This is a genomic window from Streptomyces sp. Sge12 (assembly GCF_002080455.1).
Lineage (GTDB): Bacteria > Actinomycetota > Actinomycetes > Streptomycetales > Streptomycetaceae > Streptomyces.
In genome coordinates this window covers 4,910,339-4,926,882 of the sequence record NZ_CP020555.1, presented here as the reverse complement: position 1 = coordinate 4,926,882, position 16,544 = coordinate 4,910,339, and the positions used below count along the sequence as shown (strand labels likewise).

14 protein-coding genes and 1 other RNA gene are annotated in these 16,544 nt (G+C 73.3%); 6 read left to right on the top strand and 9 right to left on the bottom strand.

What is annotated here, in order from left to right; genetic code table 11:
• Positions 1-56 precede the first annotated feature (56 nt).
• On the bottom strand, positions 57-1,022 hold the full coding sequence (locus tag B6R96_RS22015) for a LysR family transcriptional regulator (protein ID WP_037861036.1): 966 nt from the start codon (positions 1,020-1,022) through the stop codon (positions 57-59).
• Between the two features lie 94 nt (positions 1,023-1,116).
• On the opposite strand from B6R96_RS22015, the gene B6R96_RS22010 reads away from it, so the two are divergent.
• The 3 genes from B6R96_RS22010 to B6R96_RS22000 are packed head-to-tail and all read left to right on the top strand — an operon-like array spanning position 1,117 to position 2,934.
• The gene (locus B6R96_RS22010; protein ID WP_081525196.1) at positions 1,117-2,367 is read left to right on the top strand and encodes an MFS transporter; all 1,251 of its coding nucleotides are present in this window, start codon (positions 1,117-1,119) and stop codon (positions 2,365-2,367) included.
• A gap of 37 nt (positions 2,368-2,404) precedes the next feature.
• Entirely contained in the window at positions 2,405-2,680 is a 276-nt protein-coding gene (locus B6R96_RS22005; protein ID WP_081523372.1) for a type II toxin-antitoxin system Phd/YefM family antitoxin, read from the top strand.
• Complete coding sequence (locus B6R96_RS22000) at positions 2,677-2,934, top strand: Txe/YoeB family addiction module toxin (RefSeq protein ID WP_081523370.1); 258 nt, start codon at positions 2,677-2,679, stop codon at positions 2,932-2,934. Before B6R96_RS22005 ends, B6R96_RS22000 begins: the two co-directional genes overlap by 4 nt.
• 55 nt (positions 2,935-2,989) lie before the next feature.
• Here the strand turns inward: B6R96_RS22000 and ssrA are convergent.
• From ssrA to ftsE, 5 genes are all read right to left on the bottom strand, one after another.
• Positions 2,990-3,378, bottom strand: a transfer-messenger RNA (tmRNA) gene (ssrA, locus tag B6R96_RS21995).
• 84 nt (positions 3,379-3,462) lie between these two features.
• Positions 3,463-3,948, bottom strand: coding sequence for an SsrA-binding protein SmpB (smpB, locus tag B6R96_RS21990; protein WP_030388654.1), 486 nt, complete (start codon positions 3,946-3,948; stop codon positions 3,463-3,465).
• 18 nt (positions 3,949-3,966) lie between these two features.
• Complete coding sequence (locus B6R96_RS21985; RefSeq protein WP_081523368.1) at positions 3,967-5,157, bottom strand: S41 family peptidase; 1,191 nt, start codon at positions 5,155-5,157, stop codon at positions 3,967-3,969.
• A gap of 67 nt (positions 5,158-5,224) precedes the next feature.
• Positions 5,225-6,193 (bottom strand): permease-like cell division protein FtsX, encoded by a 969-nt coding sequence (ftsX, locus tag B6R96_RS21980; RefSeq protein WP_030388652.1) that lies wholly within the window; start codon positions 6,191-6,193, stop codon positions 5,225-5,227.
• 17 nt (positions 6,194-6,210) lie between these two features.
• Complete coding sequence (gene ftsE, locus B6R96_RS21975) at positions 6,211-6,900, bottom strand: cell division ATP-binding protein FtsE (protein ID WP_030388651.1); 690 nt, start codon at positions 6,898-6,900, stop codon at positions 6,211-6,213.
• A gap of 236 nt (positions 6,901-7,136) precedes the next feature.
• Here ftsE and B6R96_RS21970 point away from each other — a divergent pair, with 236 nt between their 5' ends.
• Complete coding sequence (locus B6R96_RS21970; RefSeq protein WP_030388650.1) at positions 7,137-7,331, top strand: hypothetical protein; 195 nt, start codon at positions 7,137-7,139, stop codon at positions 7,329-7,331.
• Between the two features lie 126 nt (positions 7,332-7,457).
• Here the strand turns inward: B6R96_RS21970 and prfB are convergent, their stop codons facing one another.
• A complete protein-coding gene (prfB, locus tag B6R96_RS21965) occupies positions 7,458-8,567 on the bottom strand; it encodes a peptide chain release factor 2 (RefSeq protein ID WP_030011326.1) in 1,110 nt (369 codons plus the stop codon).
• 320 nt (positions 8,568-8,887) lie between these two features.
• Between prfB and B6R96_RS21960 the strand changes: the two genes are divergently transcribed.
• Positions 8,888-9,889, top strand: a complete 1,002-nt coding sequence (locus B6R96_RS21960) for an isopenicillin N synthase family dioxygenase (protein WP_081523366.1) — start codon at positions 8,888-8,890, stop codon at positions 9,887-9,889.
• Positions 9,890-9,988: 99 nt separating this feature from the next.
• Here B6R96_RS21960 and B6R96_RS21955 read toward each other — a convergent pair whose 3' ends face one another.
• Together B6R96_RS21955 and B6R96_RS21950 are read right to left on the bottom strand one after the other, a co-directional pair.
• Entirely contained in the window at positions 9,989-11,236 is a 1,248-nt protein-coding gene (locus B6R96_RS21955) for a serine/threonine-protein kinase (RefSeq protein ID WP_081523365.1), read from the bottom strand.
• Between the two features lie 160 nt (positions 11,237-11,396).
• On the bottom strand, positions 11,397-13,175 hold the full coding sequence (locus B6R96_RS21950) for a serine/threonine-protein kinase (protein WP_081523363.1): 1,779 nt from the start codon (positions 13,173-13,175) through the stop codon (positions 11,397-11,399).
• A 438-nt stretch (positions 13,176-13,613) separates the two neighbouring features.
• Between B6R96_RS21950 and B6R96_RS21945 the strand changes: the two genes are divergently transcribed.
• Positions 13,614-16,496, top strand: coding sequence for an FHA domain-containing protein (locus tag B6R96_RS21945; RefSeq protein ID WP_081523362.1), 2,883 nt, complete (start codon positions 13,614-13,616; stop codon positions 16,494-16,496).
• The last annotated feature ends 48 nt before the right edge of the window (positions 16,497-16,544 follow it).

The following is a 16,544-nucleotide window of genomic DNA, read 5'->3' as shown; positions in this document are numbered from 1 at the left end:
GGAACGGCGCGTTTCCGCCCCGGTCCCCGCCGGATGACCGCCGGGAAACCTTGCTCTCACCCGCCGCCGGGGGCACCTGTGAGCGCGGCCGGGCGCCAGCTCGCCGGGGGCACTTCCAGCCAGCCGTGTTCGGCGCAGAGGGTGGCCGCGGCCCGGTGCAGCGCTTCCAGACCGGGGTGGGTGAAGCCCTTGCGCCACACCATGGACAGCGGGGACAGCGGTACCGGGTCGACGAGCGGCCGCTTCACGCTGCCGGGCATGTCGACGAAGTCGACGGTCACCAGTACGGGGTTGCCGGTCTTGGCCATGACCCGGCGGAACTCGTCCTTGCCCATGGCCACCGGTGCCGGCGGGGCCATCAGGATCCCCCGCCCGGCGAACAGTTCGCGCGCCAGCCCCGTCCACTCCAGCGTGCGCGGGTTCCCGGCGCCGGCGTACACGGTCTCCCCGGCCAGCGCGTCCAGCGGTACGGTCGCCCGCCCGGCCAGCGGGTGCCCCTCGGGCAGCAGCACGGCGAGCGGCTCGTACCGCACGGGCCGGTGGGCGATGCGGGAGCGCGTGGCCGGGTCCAGCCCGGCGGCGTACCCGAAGGAGACGTCGAGGCGGCCGGCGGCGACCTCGGCGGCGGCGTACGTCAGCCCGCTCTCCCAGCGGGCCATCAGCTCGCACTCCGGGGCGATGTCGCGGGCCCGCTCCAGGACGGTGCGCGCGGTGCTGGGCCCGTCGGTGTTCAGGTCGACGAGCAGCGCCCGGGGGGCGGCGAAGGCGGCGGCGACCGCTTCGTGCGCGGCCAGCACCCGCCGGGCGAGGGGCAGCAGCCGCTCCCCGTCGGGGGTCGGCTCGACGGCGCGGGTCGTCCGGACGAACAGCGTGGTGCCGAGGGCCTCTTCGAGGCGCCGTACGTCGCGGCTCAGCGCCTGCTGGGCGACGTAGAGCCGGGCGGCCGCGCGGGTGAAGTGCAGCTCCTCGGCCACGGCGACGAACCCGCGCAGCAGGCGGGGGTCCACGTCACGGGGCATCATCCCCGGAGACTAACAACAGATCGATGTGAATGGCCTCCGGACAGGTGTTGGACGCCGCGCGGGGTCCCGGCCGAGGGTGGTGGCCATGCCCCTCATGTCCGTCACCGGCAGCACCCTCGTCCTCGCCGCACCGCCCGCACCGCCCCTCCCCGACCGCGCTCCCCCGCGGCCGCGCCCGCAGGGCCCCTACCGCCGGCTGTTCGCGCTGCCCGGCACCCGCGGCTTCACCGCCGGGAACCTCCTCGCCCGCCTGCCGATGGGCATGTTCGGGGTCAGCGCGGTGATGATGATCGCCGGCCAGCGCGGCTCGTACGCCCTCGCCGGTGCGGTCACGGCGACCGGGATGGCCGCCACCGCGCTGGTCGCGCCGTGGACCGCCCGGCTGGTCGACCGGTACGGGCAGGCCCGGATCGCCGTCCCCGCCACCCTGGTCGCGGTCCTGGGCTCGCTGTCCCTGATCGCGTGCGTCCGTACCGGGGCCCCCGCCTGGACCCTCTTCGCCTCGTACGCCGCGACCGCCACCACCCCCAACATCGGCGGGATGTCCCGCGCCCGCTGGACGTACCTGCTGCGCGGCTCCCCGGACGCGCACCACACCGCGATGTCCTTCGAGCAGGCCGCCGACGAGCTCTGCTACATGCTCGGCCCGGTCCTGGCGGCGTTCCTCTGCTCGGCGGTCCTCCCCGAGGCCGGCACCCTCACCGCGGCCGCCCTGCTGCTGACCGGCATGCTGGTGTTCACCTCCTGCCGCGCCACCCAGCCGCCGGTGTCGGCGGGCCCGCGCCGCGGCTCACCGCTGCGCGCCCTGGCCCCGCTGCTGCCGCTCTTCCTCGCCACCGGTGTGGTCTTCGGCTCGATGGAGATCGCCTCGATCGCCCACCTCGCCGACCTGGGGCTGGGCGCCGCATCCGGCCCGGTGCTGGCCCTCCAGGCGGCGGGCTCCTGCGCGGCCGGGCTGCTCTACGGCACGCTGCGGCCGCGCGGCCTGCGGACCTGCCTGGTCGCCATGGCCGCCGCGATGACCCTGCCGTGGCTCGCGGCGATCACGGGCTCGCTCCTGCCGCTGGCCGCCGCCCTGCTCCTGGCGGGCATGGCCACGGCTCCGACGATGGTGACGGCGATGTCCCGGGTCCACGCGCTCACCCCGGAGGGCCGCCTCAACGAGGGCATGACCCTGGCGGTGACCGCCATCCTCGCGGGCATCGCCCTGGGCGCCGCCTCGGCCGGCGCGCTGGTCGACCACCTGGGCCCGCCGACGGCCTACGCCCTCCCGGCCGCGGCGGCCCTCGCCGCCCTCGCCACCTCGAAAGTCGTACCGGTTTCCGGTACCAGAGAGGTACCATAAACTCGTACGAGTCCGGTCCCTGAGAGAGGAGCGCACCATGTCCATAAGCGCCAGCGAAGCCAGGGCCACCCTGTTCCCGCTGATCGAGCGTGTCAACACCGACCACGCCCCGGTGCGCATCACCTCCAAGAGCGGTGACGCGGTCCTCATGTCCGCCGACGACTACGACTCCTGGCAGGAGACCGTCTACCTCCTGCGCTCCCCCGCCAACGCCCAGCGTTTGATGGAGGCCGTCGCGCGCGACCGCGAGGGCGCCTCCACGGTCGCGAGGACGGTGGACGAGCTGAAGGAGTTGGCCGGGGGCGAGGAGTGAGGAGCGTTCACTTCGACCCCGCCGCCTGGGAGGACTTCCTGTTCTGGTTGTCGTCGGACCGGAAGATGGCCCGCCGGATCACTCGCCTGATCGGCGAGATCCAGCGCGACCCGTTCACCGGCATCGGCAAGCCCGAGCCGTTGAAGGGCGAGTTGACCGGCTACTGGTCCCGCCGCATCGACGACGAGCACCGCCTCGTGTACCGGGCCGACGACAAGGAAGTGAAGGTCCTCAAGGCCCGCTACCACTACTGACGCATGACAAAGGCCCCGCAGCCGAGAGGCTGCGGGGCCTTTGCCCACATGGGATGAGTGGAGATGGCGGGAATCGAACCCGCGTCCAACGGTGCAGAAGCAGGGCTTCTCCGAGCGCAGTCCGCTGCGCTTTTCTCAGCCCCGGAGATCACACGGACAAGTCTCCGACGGGCTCAGTCACTGTTTGGTTTCCCTCCAACCCCCGTGACCGGGGCTAGAGGTTTAGATCCCTAATTGACGCCAGGATCCGGACCGGGACCACTTCCGGGCTGACGCTCCTCACAGAGGCTTCAGCTCACTGTTATTAGGCAGCGAGGGTGAAGCGGGAGTTATCGCTCTTGGAGTTGGCGATTATTTTTTGCGACATATGGTTAGCGAGATCATTGCCGCTTCCTCGGCTCGCTTCCCCTGCATCGACATCCGCTGTCGAAACCGATCATCCCCATGTTGTTTTTTCAAGGTGCGCCGACCCCTGGGGGGCGGTGCTGACGCCATGGTACGCGAAGTGGACCACCGCGTGCCAGGTGATTAAACCGTGCCGCGCTGCTTGCGCCGGATGGCCGAGACCGCCCGGTTCGTCTCGCGGGTGTCCTGCTTCTCCCGCAGGGTCTGCCGCTTGTCGTACTCCTTCTTGCCCTTCGCCAGCGCGATCTCGACCTTCGCCCGGCCGTCCTTGAAGTACAGGGAGAGGGGCACGATCGTGTGACCCGACTCGTCGGCCTTGCGCTCCAGCTTGTCGATCTCCTCGCGGTGCATGAGGAGCTTGCGCTTGCGCCGGGCGCTGTGGTTGGTCCAGGTGCCCTGGCTGTACTCCGGCACGTGCACGTTGTAGAGCCAGGCCTCCCCGCCCTCCACCGACACGAAGCCGTCCACCAGCGAGGCCCGGCCCTGGCGCATGGACTTGACCTCGGTACCCGTGAGCACGAGACCGCACTCGTAGGTGTCGATGATCGCGTAGTCGTGGCGCGCCTTCTTGTTCTGGGCGATCAGCTTGCGCCCTTTTTCCTTAGCCATAGTGCGGTCATTTTCGCACTACGGACCCACTCCGAGGCCACCCAATACTGTGACCGCCCGTTCCTCGACCGCCTCGCCCGCCGGCACGTCCGGGGTGATGCCGCCGCCGTCCAGGCTCCGGCCCGCCGGTGTGCGGTACGTGCCCACCGTCAGCTCGGCCACCGAACCGTCCGGCAGCTCGGTCGGCATCTGCACGGAGCCCTTGCCGAAGGTCCGGCTGCCCACCGCCACGGCCCGGCCCCGGTCCTGCAGCGCGCCCGTCACCAGCTCGGCCGCGCTCATCGTGCCGCCGTCGACGAGGGCCACCAGCGGCCGGGCGGTGTCGCCGCCCGGGGCCGCGTACAGGACCCGCTGTTCGCCGCGTACGTCGTACGTGGCCACCAGCCCGCCGTCCAGGAAGGCCGAGGCTGCGGTGACCGCCTCGGCGACCAGGCCGCCCGGATTGCCGCGCAGGTCCAGCACGACCCCCTCGCCGGGCGGGGCCGCGCGCACGGCGGCCTTGACGCGCTCGCCGGAACCGCGGGTGAAGGAGACCACCTTGATGACCGTGACCCCGTCCGGGCGCCGGCGTACGGCCACCGGCTCGGTGCGCAGCTGCTCGCGGCGCACGGTCTCGGTGAGGTCGGCGCCGTCCCGGCTCAGGTTCAGTACGACGGGGGTGCCGGCCTCGCCGCGCAGCAGGGCGACGACGTCGGCGACGGCCAGGCCGGTCACGGTGTGCCCGTCGACGCTCAGCAGCCGGTCCCCGGCGCGCAGTCCGGCCCGGGCGGCGGGGCTGCCGGGCTGGACCTTGTCGACCTTGATCATGCCGTCGCGGGCCCGCTCCGCCCAGACGCCGACGCCGGTCCAGCGGCCGTCGAGGCCCTCGGCGAAGGCGGCGTACTCGCCCTGGTCGTAGACGGTGCCCCAGCGGTCTCCGCTGCGGCTGACCACCTCCTGCGCGGCCTTCTTGCCGGACTTGCCCTCGGCGACGGCCTCCGCGGCGGCCCGGGCGACCGCCTCCCGGTCGGCCGTGCCGGCCTGGCGCGGGGCTTCGGGCGCGGGGGCGCCGGTCAGCGCCGCGGCGGCCGCGGCGCCCTCCTCGCGGTCCCAGCAGCCGGTGTACGCACCGGCACCGACGGCGGCGAGGAAGGCCAACGTCAAAACGGCCCCGCGACGCAGGTCGCGGGGCCGGAGACAGAAGGCGGGAATACTCGGCAAGCCCAGCATGGCGCCGAGTCTAGGACAAGCCCCGCGCCGGTACGGCTGGTTGACCGGACCGCTCGCGGGGCGCTTGTCACACCTTCAGGTACTTGCGCAGGGCGATGAAGGCGGCCATGGAGGGCATCAGGAGGCCGATGAAGAGGACGTACGGGAGCTTGGCCAGCACCGATCCCCAGCCCATGAAGTCGATCAGCTGGATCTTGTCGCGCAGTCCGACGCCGTGGTCGATCACGAAGTACTGCCCGGAGACGAGCATGGCGCAGGCGAAGAGCGCGCCGATGAGGCCGGCGACGGCCGCCTCCATGATGAAGGGGACCTGGATGTAGAAGCTGGAGGCACCCACCAGCCGCATGATCCCGGTCTCCCGCCTGCGGCTGAATGCCGAGACGCGCACGGTGTTGACGATCAGCAGCAGCGCCACGATCAACATGATCAACATGATGCCGAGGGCCGCGTAGTTGAGGTAGTTCAGGATCCGGAAGAGGTCGTCGATCTCCTTGCGCTGGTCGTCGACGGTGTGGATGCCGTCGCGGCCCGCGAAGGCGGAGGTGACCACCTTGTACTTCTCCGGGTTCTTGAGCTTGACCCGGAAGGACTCCTGCATCTGGTCGGGCGTGATGGAGGAGGCGAGCGCGGTGTGCCCGTACTGCTCCTGGTAGTGCTTGTACGCCTCGTCCGCCGACTCGTACGCGACGCTCTTGACCAGCGACATCTGCTTGAGCTCGGACTCGATCTGCTTCTTCTGCTCGTCGGTCACGGCGCCCTTGCGGCAGGTGGCGACGCCACCGGAGCCGCTCGCCGAACCGTCCGGCTTGGCGGCGGCCTCGCCGGCCTCCTGGGCGTCCTGCTTGTTGCAGAGGTAGATCGAGACGTTGGCCTTGTCGTACCAGAAGCCCTTCATCCGGCTCACCTGCTCGCGCATGAGCAGGGAGCCGCCGAACAGGGCCAGCGAGAGGGCCACGGAGATGATGACCGCGAAGGTCATGGTGAGATTGCGACGGAGACCGACGCCGATCTCCGACATGACGAACTGGGCGCGCATTGCGTCTCAGGGACCTTTCAGTGCTGGTAGCCGTAGACGCCGCGCGACTGGTCGCGCACGAGTCGGCCCTTTTCGAGTTCGATGACGCGCTTGCGCATCTGGTCGACGATCTGCTGGTCGTGTGTGGCCATGATCACCGTGGTACCGGTCCGGTTGATCCGGTCCAGCAGCTTCATGATCCCGACCGAGGTCTGGGGGTCGAGGTTGCCGGTGGGCTCGTCCGCGATCAGCAGGGCGGGGCGGTTGACGAAGGCGCGGGCGATGGCCACGCGCTGCTGCTCACCGCCGGAGAGCTCGCCGGGCATGCGGTCCTCCTTGCCGCCCAGGCCCACGAGTTCGAGGACCTGCGGGACGGCCTTGCGGATCTCGCCGCGCGGCTTGCCGATGACCTCCTGGGCGAAGGCCACGTTCTCGGCCACCGTCTTGTTGGGCAGCAGGCGGAAGTCCTGGAAGACGGTCCCCAACTGGCGCCGCATCTGCGGAACCTTCCAGTTGGAGAGCTTGGCGAGGTCCTTGCCCAGGACGTGCACCTGGCCGTGGCTCGCCCGTTCCTCGCGCAGGATCAGGCGCAGGAACGTGGACTTGCCGGAGCCGGAGGAGCCGACGAGGAAGACGAACTCGCCCTTCGCAATGTCGAGGGAGACTTCTCTGAGTGCGGGACGGCTCTGCTTCGGGTAGGACTTGGAGACACTGTCGAATCGGATCACGGGTGCACCACGGTCGCCGGGAGTAGGTGTGCGTGACCATACGCGAACGGGCGCGAGGTGTGGACCCGGCCTCCGGACTTGCCCGTTTTATCCCGTGGCGTCGGCGCTCCGGACCGTGATTGCCCGGACGGGCCGCGCCGAATGTCGGCGAAGCTGGCACAGTGGTAGGGGGAACGGTCCGGGCCCCCGCACCGTTGTACGCAACGACAAGACCGAGGGGACGAGAGGAGGAGCGCATGACATATGACCGGCTCGTGTGCGCGAACTGCGCCGCACCCGTCAGCCAGGGCCGCTGCCCGGTGTGCCGGGCGAACCGGGAGCGCCTCCAGCAGGAGGGCAGCCCCTTCTCCGGCCTGAACCCCGTGACCCTCATCGTGCTCATGGTGGTCCTCGTGGCAGCTCTGGCGCTGGTGGCCCAGCACGCCGCCTAGGCCGTCCTCACCGCGCCCGTCGCGGTGCGCGCGGTATCCGTGCCGCGTCCCGATCAGCTGCGCGAGAAGGGCCCGGACACCTGGTGTCCGGGCCCTTCTCCTCGTGCTGCGTCGCGTGCCGCGTCGTTACGCGGTCTGCTCCTGCTGCTTGCGCCAGCGGATTCCGGCCTCCAGGAAGCCGTCGATCTCGCCGTCGAGCACCGCCTGCGGGTTGCCGACCTCGAACTCCGTCCGCAGGTCCTTGACCATCTGGTACGGGTGCAGGACGTAGGAGCGCATCTGGTTGCCCCAGGAGCTGCCGCCGTCCTTCAGGGCGTCCATCTTGTCCTTCTCCTCCTGGCGGCGCCGCTCGAGCAGCTTGGCCTGGAGGACGTTCATCGCGCTGGCCTTGTTCTGGATCTGCGAGCGCTCGTTCTGGCAGGAGACCACGATGCCGGTCGGCAGGTGCGTGATGCGCACCGCGGAGTCGGTGGTGTTGACGCCCTGGCCGCCGGGGCCGGAGGCGCGGTACACGTCGACGCGCAGCTCGGCCTCGTCGATCTCGACGTGGTCGCTGGTCTCGACGACCGGGAGCACCTCGACGCCCGCGAAGGAGGTCTGGCGGCGGCCCTGGTTGTCGAAGGGCGAGATCCGCACGAGGCGGTGGGTGCCCTGCTCGACCGAGAGCGTCCCGTAGGCGTACGGGGCCTTGACGACGAAGGTGGTCGACTTGATGCCGGCCTCTTCCGCGTACGAGGTCTCGTAGATCTCCGTCGAGTATCCGTGGCGCTCGGCCCAGCGCAGGTACATGCGCTGGAGGCGCTCGGCGAAGTCGGAGGCGTCGACGCCGCCGGCCTCGGCACGGATGTTGACCAGGGCCTCGCGCTCGGCGTACTCGCCGGAGAGCAGGGTCCGGACCTCCATCTCGTCCAGCGCCTTGCGGACGGAGACGAGCTCGGCCTCGGCCTCGGCCAGGGTGTCCGCGTCGTCCATCTCCTGGGCGAGGTCGAAGAGCACCCCGAGGTCGTCGATGCGCCCCCGCAGCGTCTCGGTCTTACGGACCTCCGCCTGGAGGTGCGAAAGCTTGCTCGTGATCTTCTGAGCGGCCTCCGGGTCGTCCCACAGGGACGGCGCGGCGGCCTGCTCCTCGAGCACGGCGATATCTGCCCTCAGCTTGTCGAGGTCCAGGACGGCCTCGATCGACCCCATGGTCGAGGAGAGGGACTTCAGCTCTTCGGAAACATCGACGACTGCCACGGGTCCAGCGTAGCCGGTCCCCGGACGAAGCCGTCCGGGCAGGCCGGATCACCCGTACTGATGAGAGCTCGTACGGGCGTACGCTCACCGTATGACCGTTCTTCTCGTCAAGCGCCGCCATGTGGACCACATGCGTGTCACGACGACGAGCTGTCTGCCGCCGGACCGAACCCAAGCCTGATCCACCCCGATCCGACTTGGTCCTGTACGCGCGGCTCCCGCGGTCCCGGCACCACCCCTGCCGGAGACCCTCCCCCCGCCCCGCGGCCCCCGCCACCTCTGGGGAACAGGACCCCGTGACATCCCGAAACGGAGCCGTCATGCCGTCCGCGCACACCCTCCCCGTCCTGGACCTCTCCCAGGCCGACGACCCGGCCCAGCGGGCCGACTTCCTGAAGAAGCTGCACGCAGCCGCCCGGGACTCCGGTTTCCTGCACCTGACCGGGCACGGCGTCACCGCCGCCGAGAGCGCCCGCATCCTCGATCTGACCAAGGCCTTCTTCGCCCTCCCGGAGGCCGACCGGCTCGCGGTCAGCAATCTGAACTCCCCCCACTTCCGCGGCTACACCCGCATCGGCCACGAGCTGACCGGCGGGGCCTCCGACTGGCGGGACCAGCTGGACGTCGGCGCGGAGCGCCCGGCGCCGGCGGTGGGCCCGGACGACCCGGCGTACCTGTGGCTGGAGGGCCCCAACCAGTGGCCGGCCGCCCTCCCGGAGCTCCGCACGGTGGTCCTGGACTGGCAGTCGCGCCTCGCGGCGGTCGCCCACCGGCTGCTGCGGGAGCTGCTCGTCGCGATCGGCGCCCCGGCGGACTTCTTCGACGCGGCCTTCGCGGACCGCCCGCACCTGCACACCAAGCTGATCCGCTACCCGGGATCGGCCCCCTCCGGCACCGACCAGGGGGTCGGCGCACACAAGGACTACGGCTTCCTGACGCTGCTGCTCCAGGACTCGGTGGGCGGCCTCCAAGTGGTCCGGGACGGCGGCTACCTGGACGTGCCGCCGATGCCGGGCGCGTTCGTGGTGAACCTGGGCGAGCTGCTGGAGATCGCGACCGAGGGCTACCTGACGGCGACGGACCACCGGGTGATCAGCCCGCCCGGGGCGGTGGAGCGGTACTCGGTGCCGTTCTTCTACAACCCCCGGCTGGACGCGGTGATCGAGACCGTCCCGGGCGAGTACCTGCGCTCCGCGCCCGGGGTCGCGCACGACGAGTCGAACCCGCTGCACGCCGAGTACGGCCGCAACGAACTGAAGGGCTGGGTCCGCGCCCACCCCGCCGTCGCGCGGCGCTGGCACCCGGAACTGGTCCCGGCGTAGCCGAAGCCCCGCTGCCGGCGGGGCTGGACATGCAGCCTCGCCGGCGTTCGAGGCGCGGGGGTTCGGGGGCAGCGCCCCCGACCACGGCGCCGCACGGCGTCACGGGACCCGCGGGACCGACTGCTTGTTGTCCTGCCGGGGGGCCGGGTCGTCGCCCGAGACGGCCAGCCACGTGCCCAGCCCGACCGCCGCGGCCAGCGCGAGGGCCGACACGGACAGCACCAGCCGGCGCTTGCGCGCGGCCTCGGCGCGGTGCCGGGCGGAGCCCGGCCGGTGGCCGCCCGCCGGACGCGGTACGCGGGCGGTGCCCAGCGCCCCGCCCGCCAGCTCGTCCGGCCCCGGCACGCGCATCGAGGTGTGGGTGTCCCGGTTGGAGTCGGTCGCCGAGCCCGGCACGAGCGGGACAACGCCCCGCCGCCGGACCGGGTCCGCCGCCGGCTCCTCCGAGGGCTCGGGGTCCGGATCGGCGTCGTCCGGCTCGTCCACGTCCAGCGGCGGCATCCCGGCCAGCATCGGGAGCAGGTCCCGCAGCCGGACCGACAGCTCCGAGGCCCGCAGCCGCGAGGCCGGGGCCTTGGCCAGGCACTGCACGATGAGCTGCCACAGCTCGTCGGGGATGCCCGGCAGCGGGACGACCGTCTCGGTCACGTGCCGCCGCAGGACCGCTCCCGGGTGGCCCCCGCCGAAGGGGGTGAAGCCGGCCAGCAGCTCGTACAGGACCGTGGCCAGGGCGTATATGTCCACCGCGGCCCGCGGGGGCAGGCCCTCCACGATCTCCGGCGCCAGGTAGTCGGGGGTGCCGATGATCCGGGTCGTCGGGGCGGAGGCCCGGCCGGCCGAGGCCCGCCGCGGGGAGTCGATCAGTTTGGCCACGCCGAAGTCGGTCAGCAGGGCCGGGTGCGAGCCGCCCGGGCCGAGCGGGCCCTGCATGTCCAGCAGGACGTTCTCCGGCTTGACGTCCCGGTGGACGACCCCCGCCGCGTGCGCCGCGGCGAGCGCGTCGGCGACGTCCGCGACGATCGCCACGGCCGCCTCGGGGGCGAGCCGCCGCTCGCGGTCGAGGCGCGTGCGCAGGTCCGTACCGCGGACGAGGTCCATGACGAGGGCGAGGTCGTTGCCGTCCACGACGAGGTCGCGGACGGACACGACGTGCGGGTGCTCCAGGCCGAGCAGCGCGCTGCGCTCCTGGACGAACCGTCCGACGAGTTCCTGGTCGGACGCGAGGTCCTCGCGCAGCAGTTTGACGGCGACGGGCCCGTCAGGCCCCTCGCCCAGCCACACCGTGCCCGCGCTGCCGCGCCCCAGGATCTGGTGCGCGGTGTACCGGCTGCCGATCTTCCGTGCCACGACTGCTCCCTCAGCGGCTGGCGTACGCACCAAAGCTACGCGGCCGAGTGGGCCTTGGAGGCCAGCAGGGGCCCGGATTCGCGGCGACCTTCACTTCTGGGGGCGAAATCACCCCCCAGAAGTCGACAAATCTACGAAGTCGGCGCTACGGGAGCTCCCGTCAGGGATTCGTAGGGCCCGAGGAGCCCGACGAGCCCGCGGAATCCCCGATCGTGCCGACCCAGTCGACGACGTCGGAGCCCCAGGTCCACACCTGGTCCCACCAGCCGCGGCCGGTGCCGACCCACTCCTGGAGCGGGGTCAGCTCCCAGATCAGCCAGCCGGCGACGAAGAACACCAGGATCAGCACCAGGCAGCCCTTGAGGCAGCCGAGGCCGGGGATGCGCACCGGGTTGGCGCTGCGACGGCGCGGCTCGCGCGGCTCCCGGGGGGCCGGCCGCTGCTGCGGCGGAGCCTGTGGGGGCTGCTGCTGCGGCTGCGGCTGGCGGTACTGGGGCTGCTGCGGCTGAGACTGCTGCTGGTACGGCTGGTGCTGCTGCGGCTGGTAGTGCTGCGGCGGCGGCTGAGGCGCGTACTGCTGCTGGGGCGGCTGCTGCGGCGGGCGGTACTGGGGCTGCTGCGGCTGCTGGTACTGCTGCTGCTGGGGCGGCGGGCCCTGCCGGTACGGCTGCTGCTGCTGGGGCCGGTGCTGCGGCGGCGGGGGCGCCTGTCGCTGCGGCCGGCGGCGCAGGGGGTCCTCGTTCGGGTCGAGGTACTGGATCTGCGTCTGCTCGTTGCGGTCACGGGCGGCCTGCATCTGCGACTGCCACGGGTGCGGCTGGTCGGGCCGCTGCACCGGGGGCATCACCGAGGTCGGGTCGGCACCGGGCCCGCCGGTGCTCGGCAGCACCGAGGTGGCGTCGGCCGCCCCGACCGGCGGCAGGACGCTGGTCATGCCGTTCGGGTCGTACGCGCCGACGCCCGCGCCCGTCCCGGGAAGCATCTGGGTGGGGTCGGCGGCGCCGGGGGTCTCGGGGACCGGGGCCGGCGAGGGGTCGGGCGCGAGCAGGGCGCCCACGCCGAGCGCGGCCTCCACCTCGGCGGCCGAGGAGTGCACGCCGATGCCGGCGGCCACCACGCGCAGCCCGCGGGCCAGGCTCTGGGCGCTGGGGCGCTCGTTCGGCTCCTTGCGCAGGCAGCGCTCGATGACCGTCCACAGCGGCTCGGGCACGGTCGAGGGCCGCTGCGGGTCCTCGCTGAGGTGGCGGTGGAGCACTTCGAGCGCGGTGCCCCCGGCGAACGGCGGGCGTCCGGTGAGCAGCTCGTAGAGCAGGATGCCGGCGCCGTAGATGTCGACGGCGGAGGTCTGCGGGCGGCCTTCCGCGGACTCGGGGGCGACGTAGGCGGGGGTGCCGACGAACTCGTGGGTGCGGGTCAGGCCCGGGGAGTCCGCGAGGCGGGCGATGCCGAAGTCGGTGAGCATCGGCTTCATCTGCCCGCCGCGCTCGTCGAGCAGCACGTTGGCCGGCTTCAGGTCGCGGTGGACCACTCCGTCGGCGTGGCTGGCGGCGAGGGCGTCCGCGATCTGGGCGGTCAGCAGGCTCGCGGCGACGGGCGTGAAGGGGCCGTTCTCGCGGAGGTAGCGGTGCAGGTCCGGGCCGTCGATCAGGTCCATGACCAGGGCCAGCAGGTCACCCTCGACGACGAGGTCGCGGGTGCGCACGATGTTGGGGTGGGTCAGGCGCAGCAGGACCGAGCGCTCCCGCAGGAAGCGCATGACGATGTCGGGATCCTGGGCCAACTCCTCCTTGAGGACCTTGATGGCCACGGTCTCGCCGGGCTGGCCCGCCACGGCCGCCTCCGCGCCGGCGGCCTCCCTCTGGCGGGCACGCCAGACAGTGCCCGTGGCGCCGCGCCCGAGCGGCTCCTCGAGCAGGTATTTGCTGCCGACTGGCCGCACGTCTCGCGCTCCCCTGCTGTCGTCCTGATGTGGTCGTTCTGCTGATTGGTTTTCCGGCCCACTCTAGGGGCTGTCCCCCGGGAAGACGCCGGACCTCGGAGGTTGGTTGCCGCACATATGTACGGAGGGTGATGTTTGTGGGGTATGCCGGAGGCGTTTTTCCCCGTCTTTCGCCACCTCGCCGTCCGGATCCGGCCGGGGTCCGCCCCGGGTCGGATCACATCAAGATCATTTGTTGCCGGGTGCCGGGCGTGTTGTCCGTGACAGGTGCGAGGATGCACCCGTACGGAACGGCACGGGACGGGAGCCCCGCCTTCCGGGCAGACCTGACCGGACGACGCGTCCGTGCCGGGTGGGGGGCGACCGGACGGTCATGTCACGGGATTCCCCTGCCGGGCGCACACACCGCGCACCGCGCAGAAGGGACCGCTGACGGCGATGCAGATCCGGCTGACCGTCCTTGGGTCGCGCAGCGGCCACCAGACCGCGACCGCCCCCGCGAGCTGTGACGTACTCGTCACCGCGCCCGCCGGTACCGCGCTGGCCGCGGTCGCCTCCGGCCTCGCGGCGACCGTCGGCGGACCCGACACCGGAGGCACGGTCGTCCTGTACGCCGGCTCCGAGCGCCTCGACCTCCAGCGGCGGGTGCTCGGGGAGCCGCCGCTCGTGGACGGCGCGGTGCTGGCCCTGCACGGCCCGGTGCCGGACGTCCTGCCCGAGGACGGTCTGGGCACACCCCAGCTGCACGTGGTCGCGGGACCCGACGCGGGCGGAGTGCACCTGCTGCACAGCGGGCAGATCCGGGTGGGCCGCTCCGCCGACGCCGACGTCCCGCTGGACGATCCCGACGTCTCCCGGCTGCACTGCGCGGTGACCGTGATCCGCGACGGGCGGGTCGTGGTCGCAGACCTGGACTCGACGAACGGCACCACCCTGGACGGCGCCCCGGTGGGCCCGCAGCCCGTCGCCCTGCCCCCGGGGGCGCTGCTGCGGGTCGGCGAGTCCACCCTGCGGCTGGCGTCCGCGGGCGCACCCGCGCTGGCCACGGTGCCGGACCTCCAGGGCCACCTCTCGGTCTCCGCCCCGCCCCTCGACCCGGGCCCGCCGCCCGGCCCGCTCCCCGGGGCGGACACCGCCGCCCCCGCGCCGGCGGCGCACGCCCCCGGACCCGCCGAGGCCCCCGAAGCCCCCGACTCCGGCGGCGCGGCAGCCGCCGGAGCCGGGCGCCGCAAGGGCATCGGGGCCTGGGCCCGCAAGTGGGTACGGGGCGAGGAGCCGACCGGGGCCCCGCAGGAACCGACGGCCGCCGCCCCCGACCCCGACGACCCCGCCGCGCTGCTGCTGGCCGCGATGGGCCCCACCGAGCGCCTGTGGTCCCGTACGACCGGGCGGCTCGCCGTGCTCGACGTGGGGCTCGGCGCCGGCAGCCGGGTGTCCCTGCCCGCCGTCGGCGCCCTCGGGCTCGCCGGACCGCGGGCCCGGCTGGCCGGGGTCGCCCGCTGGGTGGTCGCGCAGATGGCGGGACTGCACGCACCGGGCCAGCTGGAGATCGTCCTCGTCTCCACCGACCGGGCGCGCAGCCTCGCCGACCGGCGCGCCGACTGGGGCTGGCTCGGCTGGCTGCCCCACGTGCGGCCCGCGCACGGCCAGGACTGCCGCCTGCTCCTCGCCTACGACCGCGACCAGGCCGTCGCCCGTACGGGTGAGCTGACCCGCCGGCTCGACGAGGGCCCCCTCGGCGTGCACTGGGCCGCCGCCGACGCCGGGCAGGTCCGGCGGGCCGCCGCCGTATACGACGGCCCGTACACGCTCGTCGTGATCGACGGCGATCCCGGGGCGGGCCCGCTGCGCGACATCACCGGACGGCTCGCCTCGCACGGCCCGGCCGCCGGTATCCACGTGCTCGCGCTCGCCGAGGCCCCGGCCGCCACCCCCGCCTCCCCGGTCGCCGAGACGTACGAGGCCGCCTGCGCGGGCGCGCCCGCCTTCCGGCACTGCGGCGCGGTCGCGCTGCTCAGCGGCGACGTGGCCACGGCCGTACGGACCTTCGAGATCAGCGGCGGCCGGCCGGTCCCCGTCGGGGGCACCGCCACCGCCGACGCCGTCTCCGCCGCCTGGGCCGAGCGCTTCGCCCGCGCCCTGGCCCCGCTGCGCACCGCCGAGGGCGGCTCCGCGGCCGCGGCGTACCGGCCGTCCGCGGCCACGCTGCCCGCCACCGCCCGGCTACTGGACGAGCTGGGGCTGGCCCGGGCCACCCCGGCCTCCCTGATGGCCCGGTGGGCCGCCGCCACCGACCAGGGGCAGGGCGTGGGCGGCCTCGCCGAGATCGTGCTGGGCAGCGGCCGGCGCGGCCCCGTCGGCACCGAGCTCGTCCACGACGGCCCGCACCTGCTCATCGAGGGGCCCGCCGGCAGCGGGCGTACCGAGCTGCTGCGCTCGGTGGCCGCCTCGCTGTCCGCGGCCGCCCGGCCCGACCGGCTCGGGCTGCTCCTGCTCGACGGGGCCGGCGGGGAGCGCGGCGACGGGCTGCTGCCCTGCACCGAACTGCCGCACGTCTGCGCCCACCTGGTCGCCTCCGATCCGCTGCGCATGCGGGAGTTCGCGCAGGCGCTGGGCGCGGAGCTCAAGCGCCGCTCCGAGCTGCTGGCGGAGCTGTCCTTCGCCGAGTGGCACGCGCAGCGCGAGGTGTCCGACCGGATGGTCTCGCCGCGCCGCCCCACCCCGGGCGAGCAGCGCGGTGACCTCGACCCCCAGCGCACCGGCACGCTCCGGCTGCGCGCCGCGGCGCCGCGTACCGATCCGGCCGGGCCCAGCCCGCTGCCCCGCCTGGTGGTGCTCGTGGACGACCTCGACGCGCTGGTCTCGCCGGGGCTGGGCAGTACCGGCCGCCCCGCCGCCGGCTCGGTGGTCCGGGCGCTGGAGGCGGTGGCCCGCGAGGGCGCCCGGCTCGGCGTGCACCTGGTCGCCACCAGCGCCCGCCCGGACCTCACGGCGGAGACCGGGCCGGCCCGGCTCACGACCCTGCGCGTGGAGCTCGAGGCCCCCGACCAGCCGGGCCCGGGCCGCGGCCTGCTCCGCTTCGGGGACGGCCGGACGGTCCCGTTCCAGGCGGGCCGGGTCACCGGCCGGATCCCCCGGACGGCGACCCTGAGGCCGACTGTGGTCCCGGTGGAGTGGGAGCGGATGGGCGATCCACCGGCCCGCCGCCCGGTACGCGAGCTGGGCAACGGGCCGACCGACCTGGCACTGCTGGCCAGCGCCCTGGACCGGGCCTCGCACCTGGTCTCGGCGATACCCGTGCTGTTCCCGCCCGCGCCCTGACGGCCGCGCGCGCCCGCGACGCGGTATTGCGGGGTGGCACGGCTCGGC

Excerpts from the sequence above, each read along its gene's own strand:
- B6R96_RS22015 (WP_037861036.1), bottom strand. The coding sequence starts at position 1,022 with ATGATGCCCCGTGACGTGGACCCCCGCCTGCTGCGCGGGTTCGTCGCC.
- ftsX (WP_030388652.1), bottom strand. The coding sequence starts at position 6,193 with ATGCGCGCCCAGTTCGTCATGTCGGAGATCGGCGTCGGTCTCCGTCGC.
- B6R96_RS21985 (WP_081523368.1), bottom strand. The coding sequence starts at position 5,157 with ATGCTGGGCTTGCCGAGTATTCCCGCCTTCTGTCTCCGGCCCCGCGAC.
- B6R96_RS21945 (WP_081523362.1), top strand. The coding sequence starts at position 13,614 with ATGCAGATCCGGCTGACCGTCCTTGGGTCGCGCAGCGGCCACCAGACC.
- B6R96_RS21960 (WP_081523366.1), top strand. The coding sequence starts at position 8,888 with ATGCCGTCCGCGCACACCCTCCCCGTCCTGGACCTCTCCCAGGCCGAC.
- B6R96_RS21970 (WP_030388650.1), top strand. The coding sequence starts at position 7,137 with ATGACATATGACCGGCTCGTGTGCGCGAACTGCGCCGCACCCGTCAGC.
- B6R96_RS22010 (WP_081525196.1), top strand. The coding sequence starts at position 1,117 with ATGTCCGTCACCGGCAGCACCCTCGTCCTCGCCGCACCGCCCGCACCG.
- smpB (WP_030388654.1), bottom strand. The coding sequence starts at position 3,948 with ATGGCTAAGGAAAAAGGGCGCAAGCTGATCGCCCAGAACAAGAAGGCG.
- B6R96_RS22005 (WP_081523372.1), top strand. The coding sequence starts at position 2,405 with ATGTCCATAAGCGCCAGCGAAGCCAGGGCCACCCTGTTCCCGCTGATC.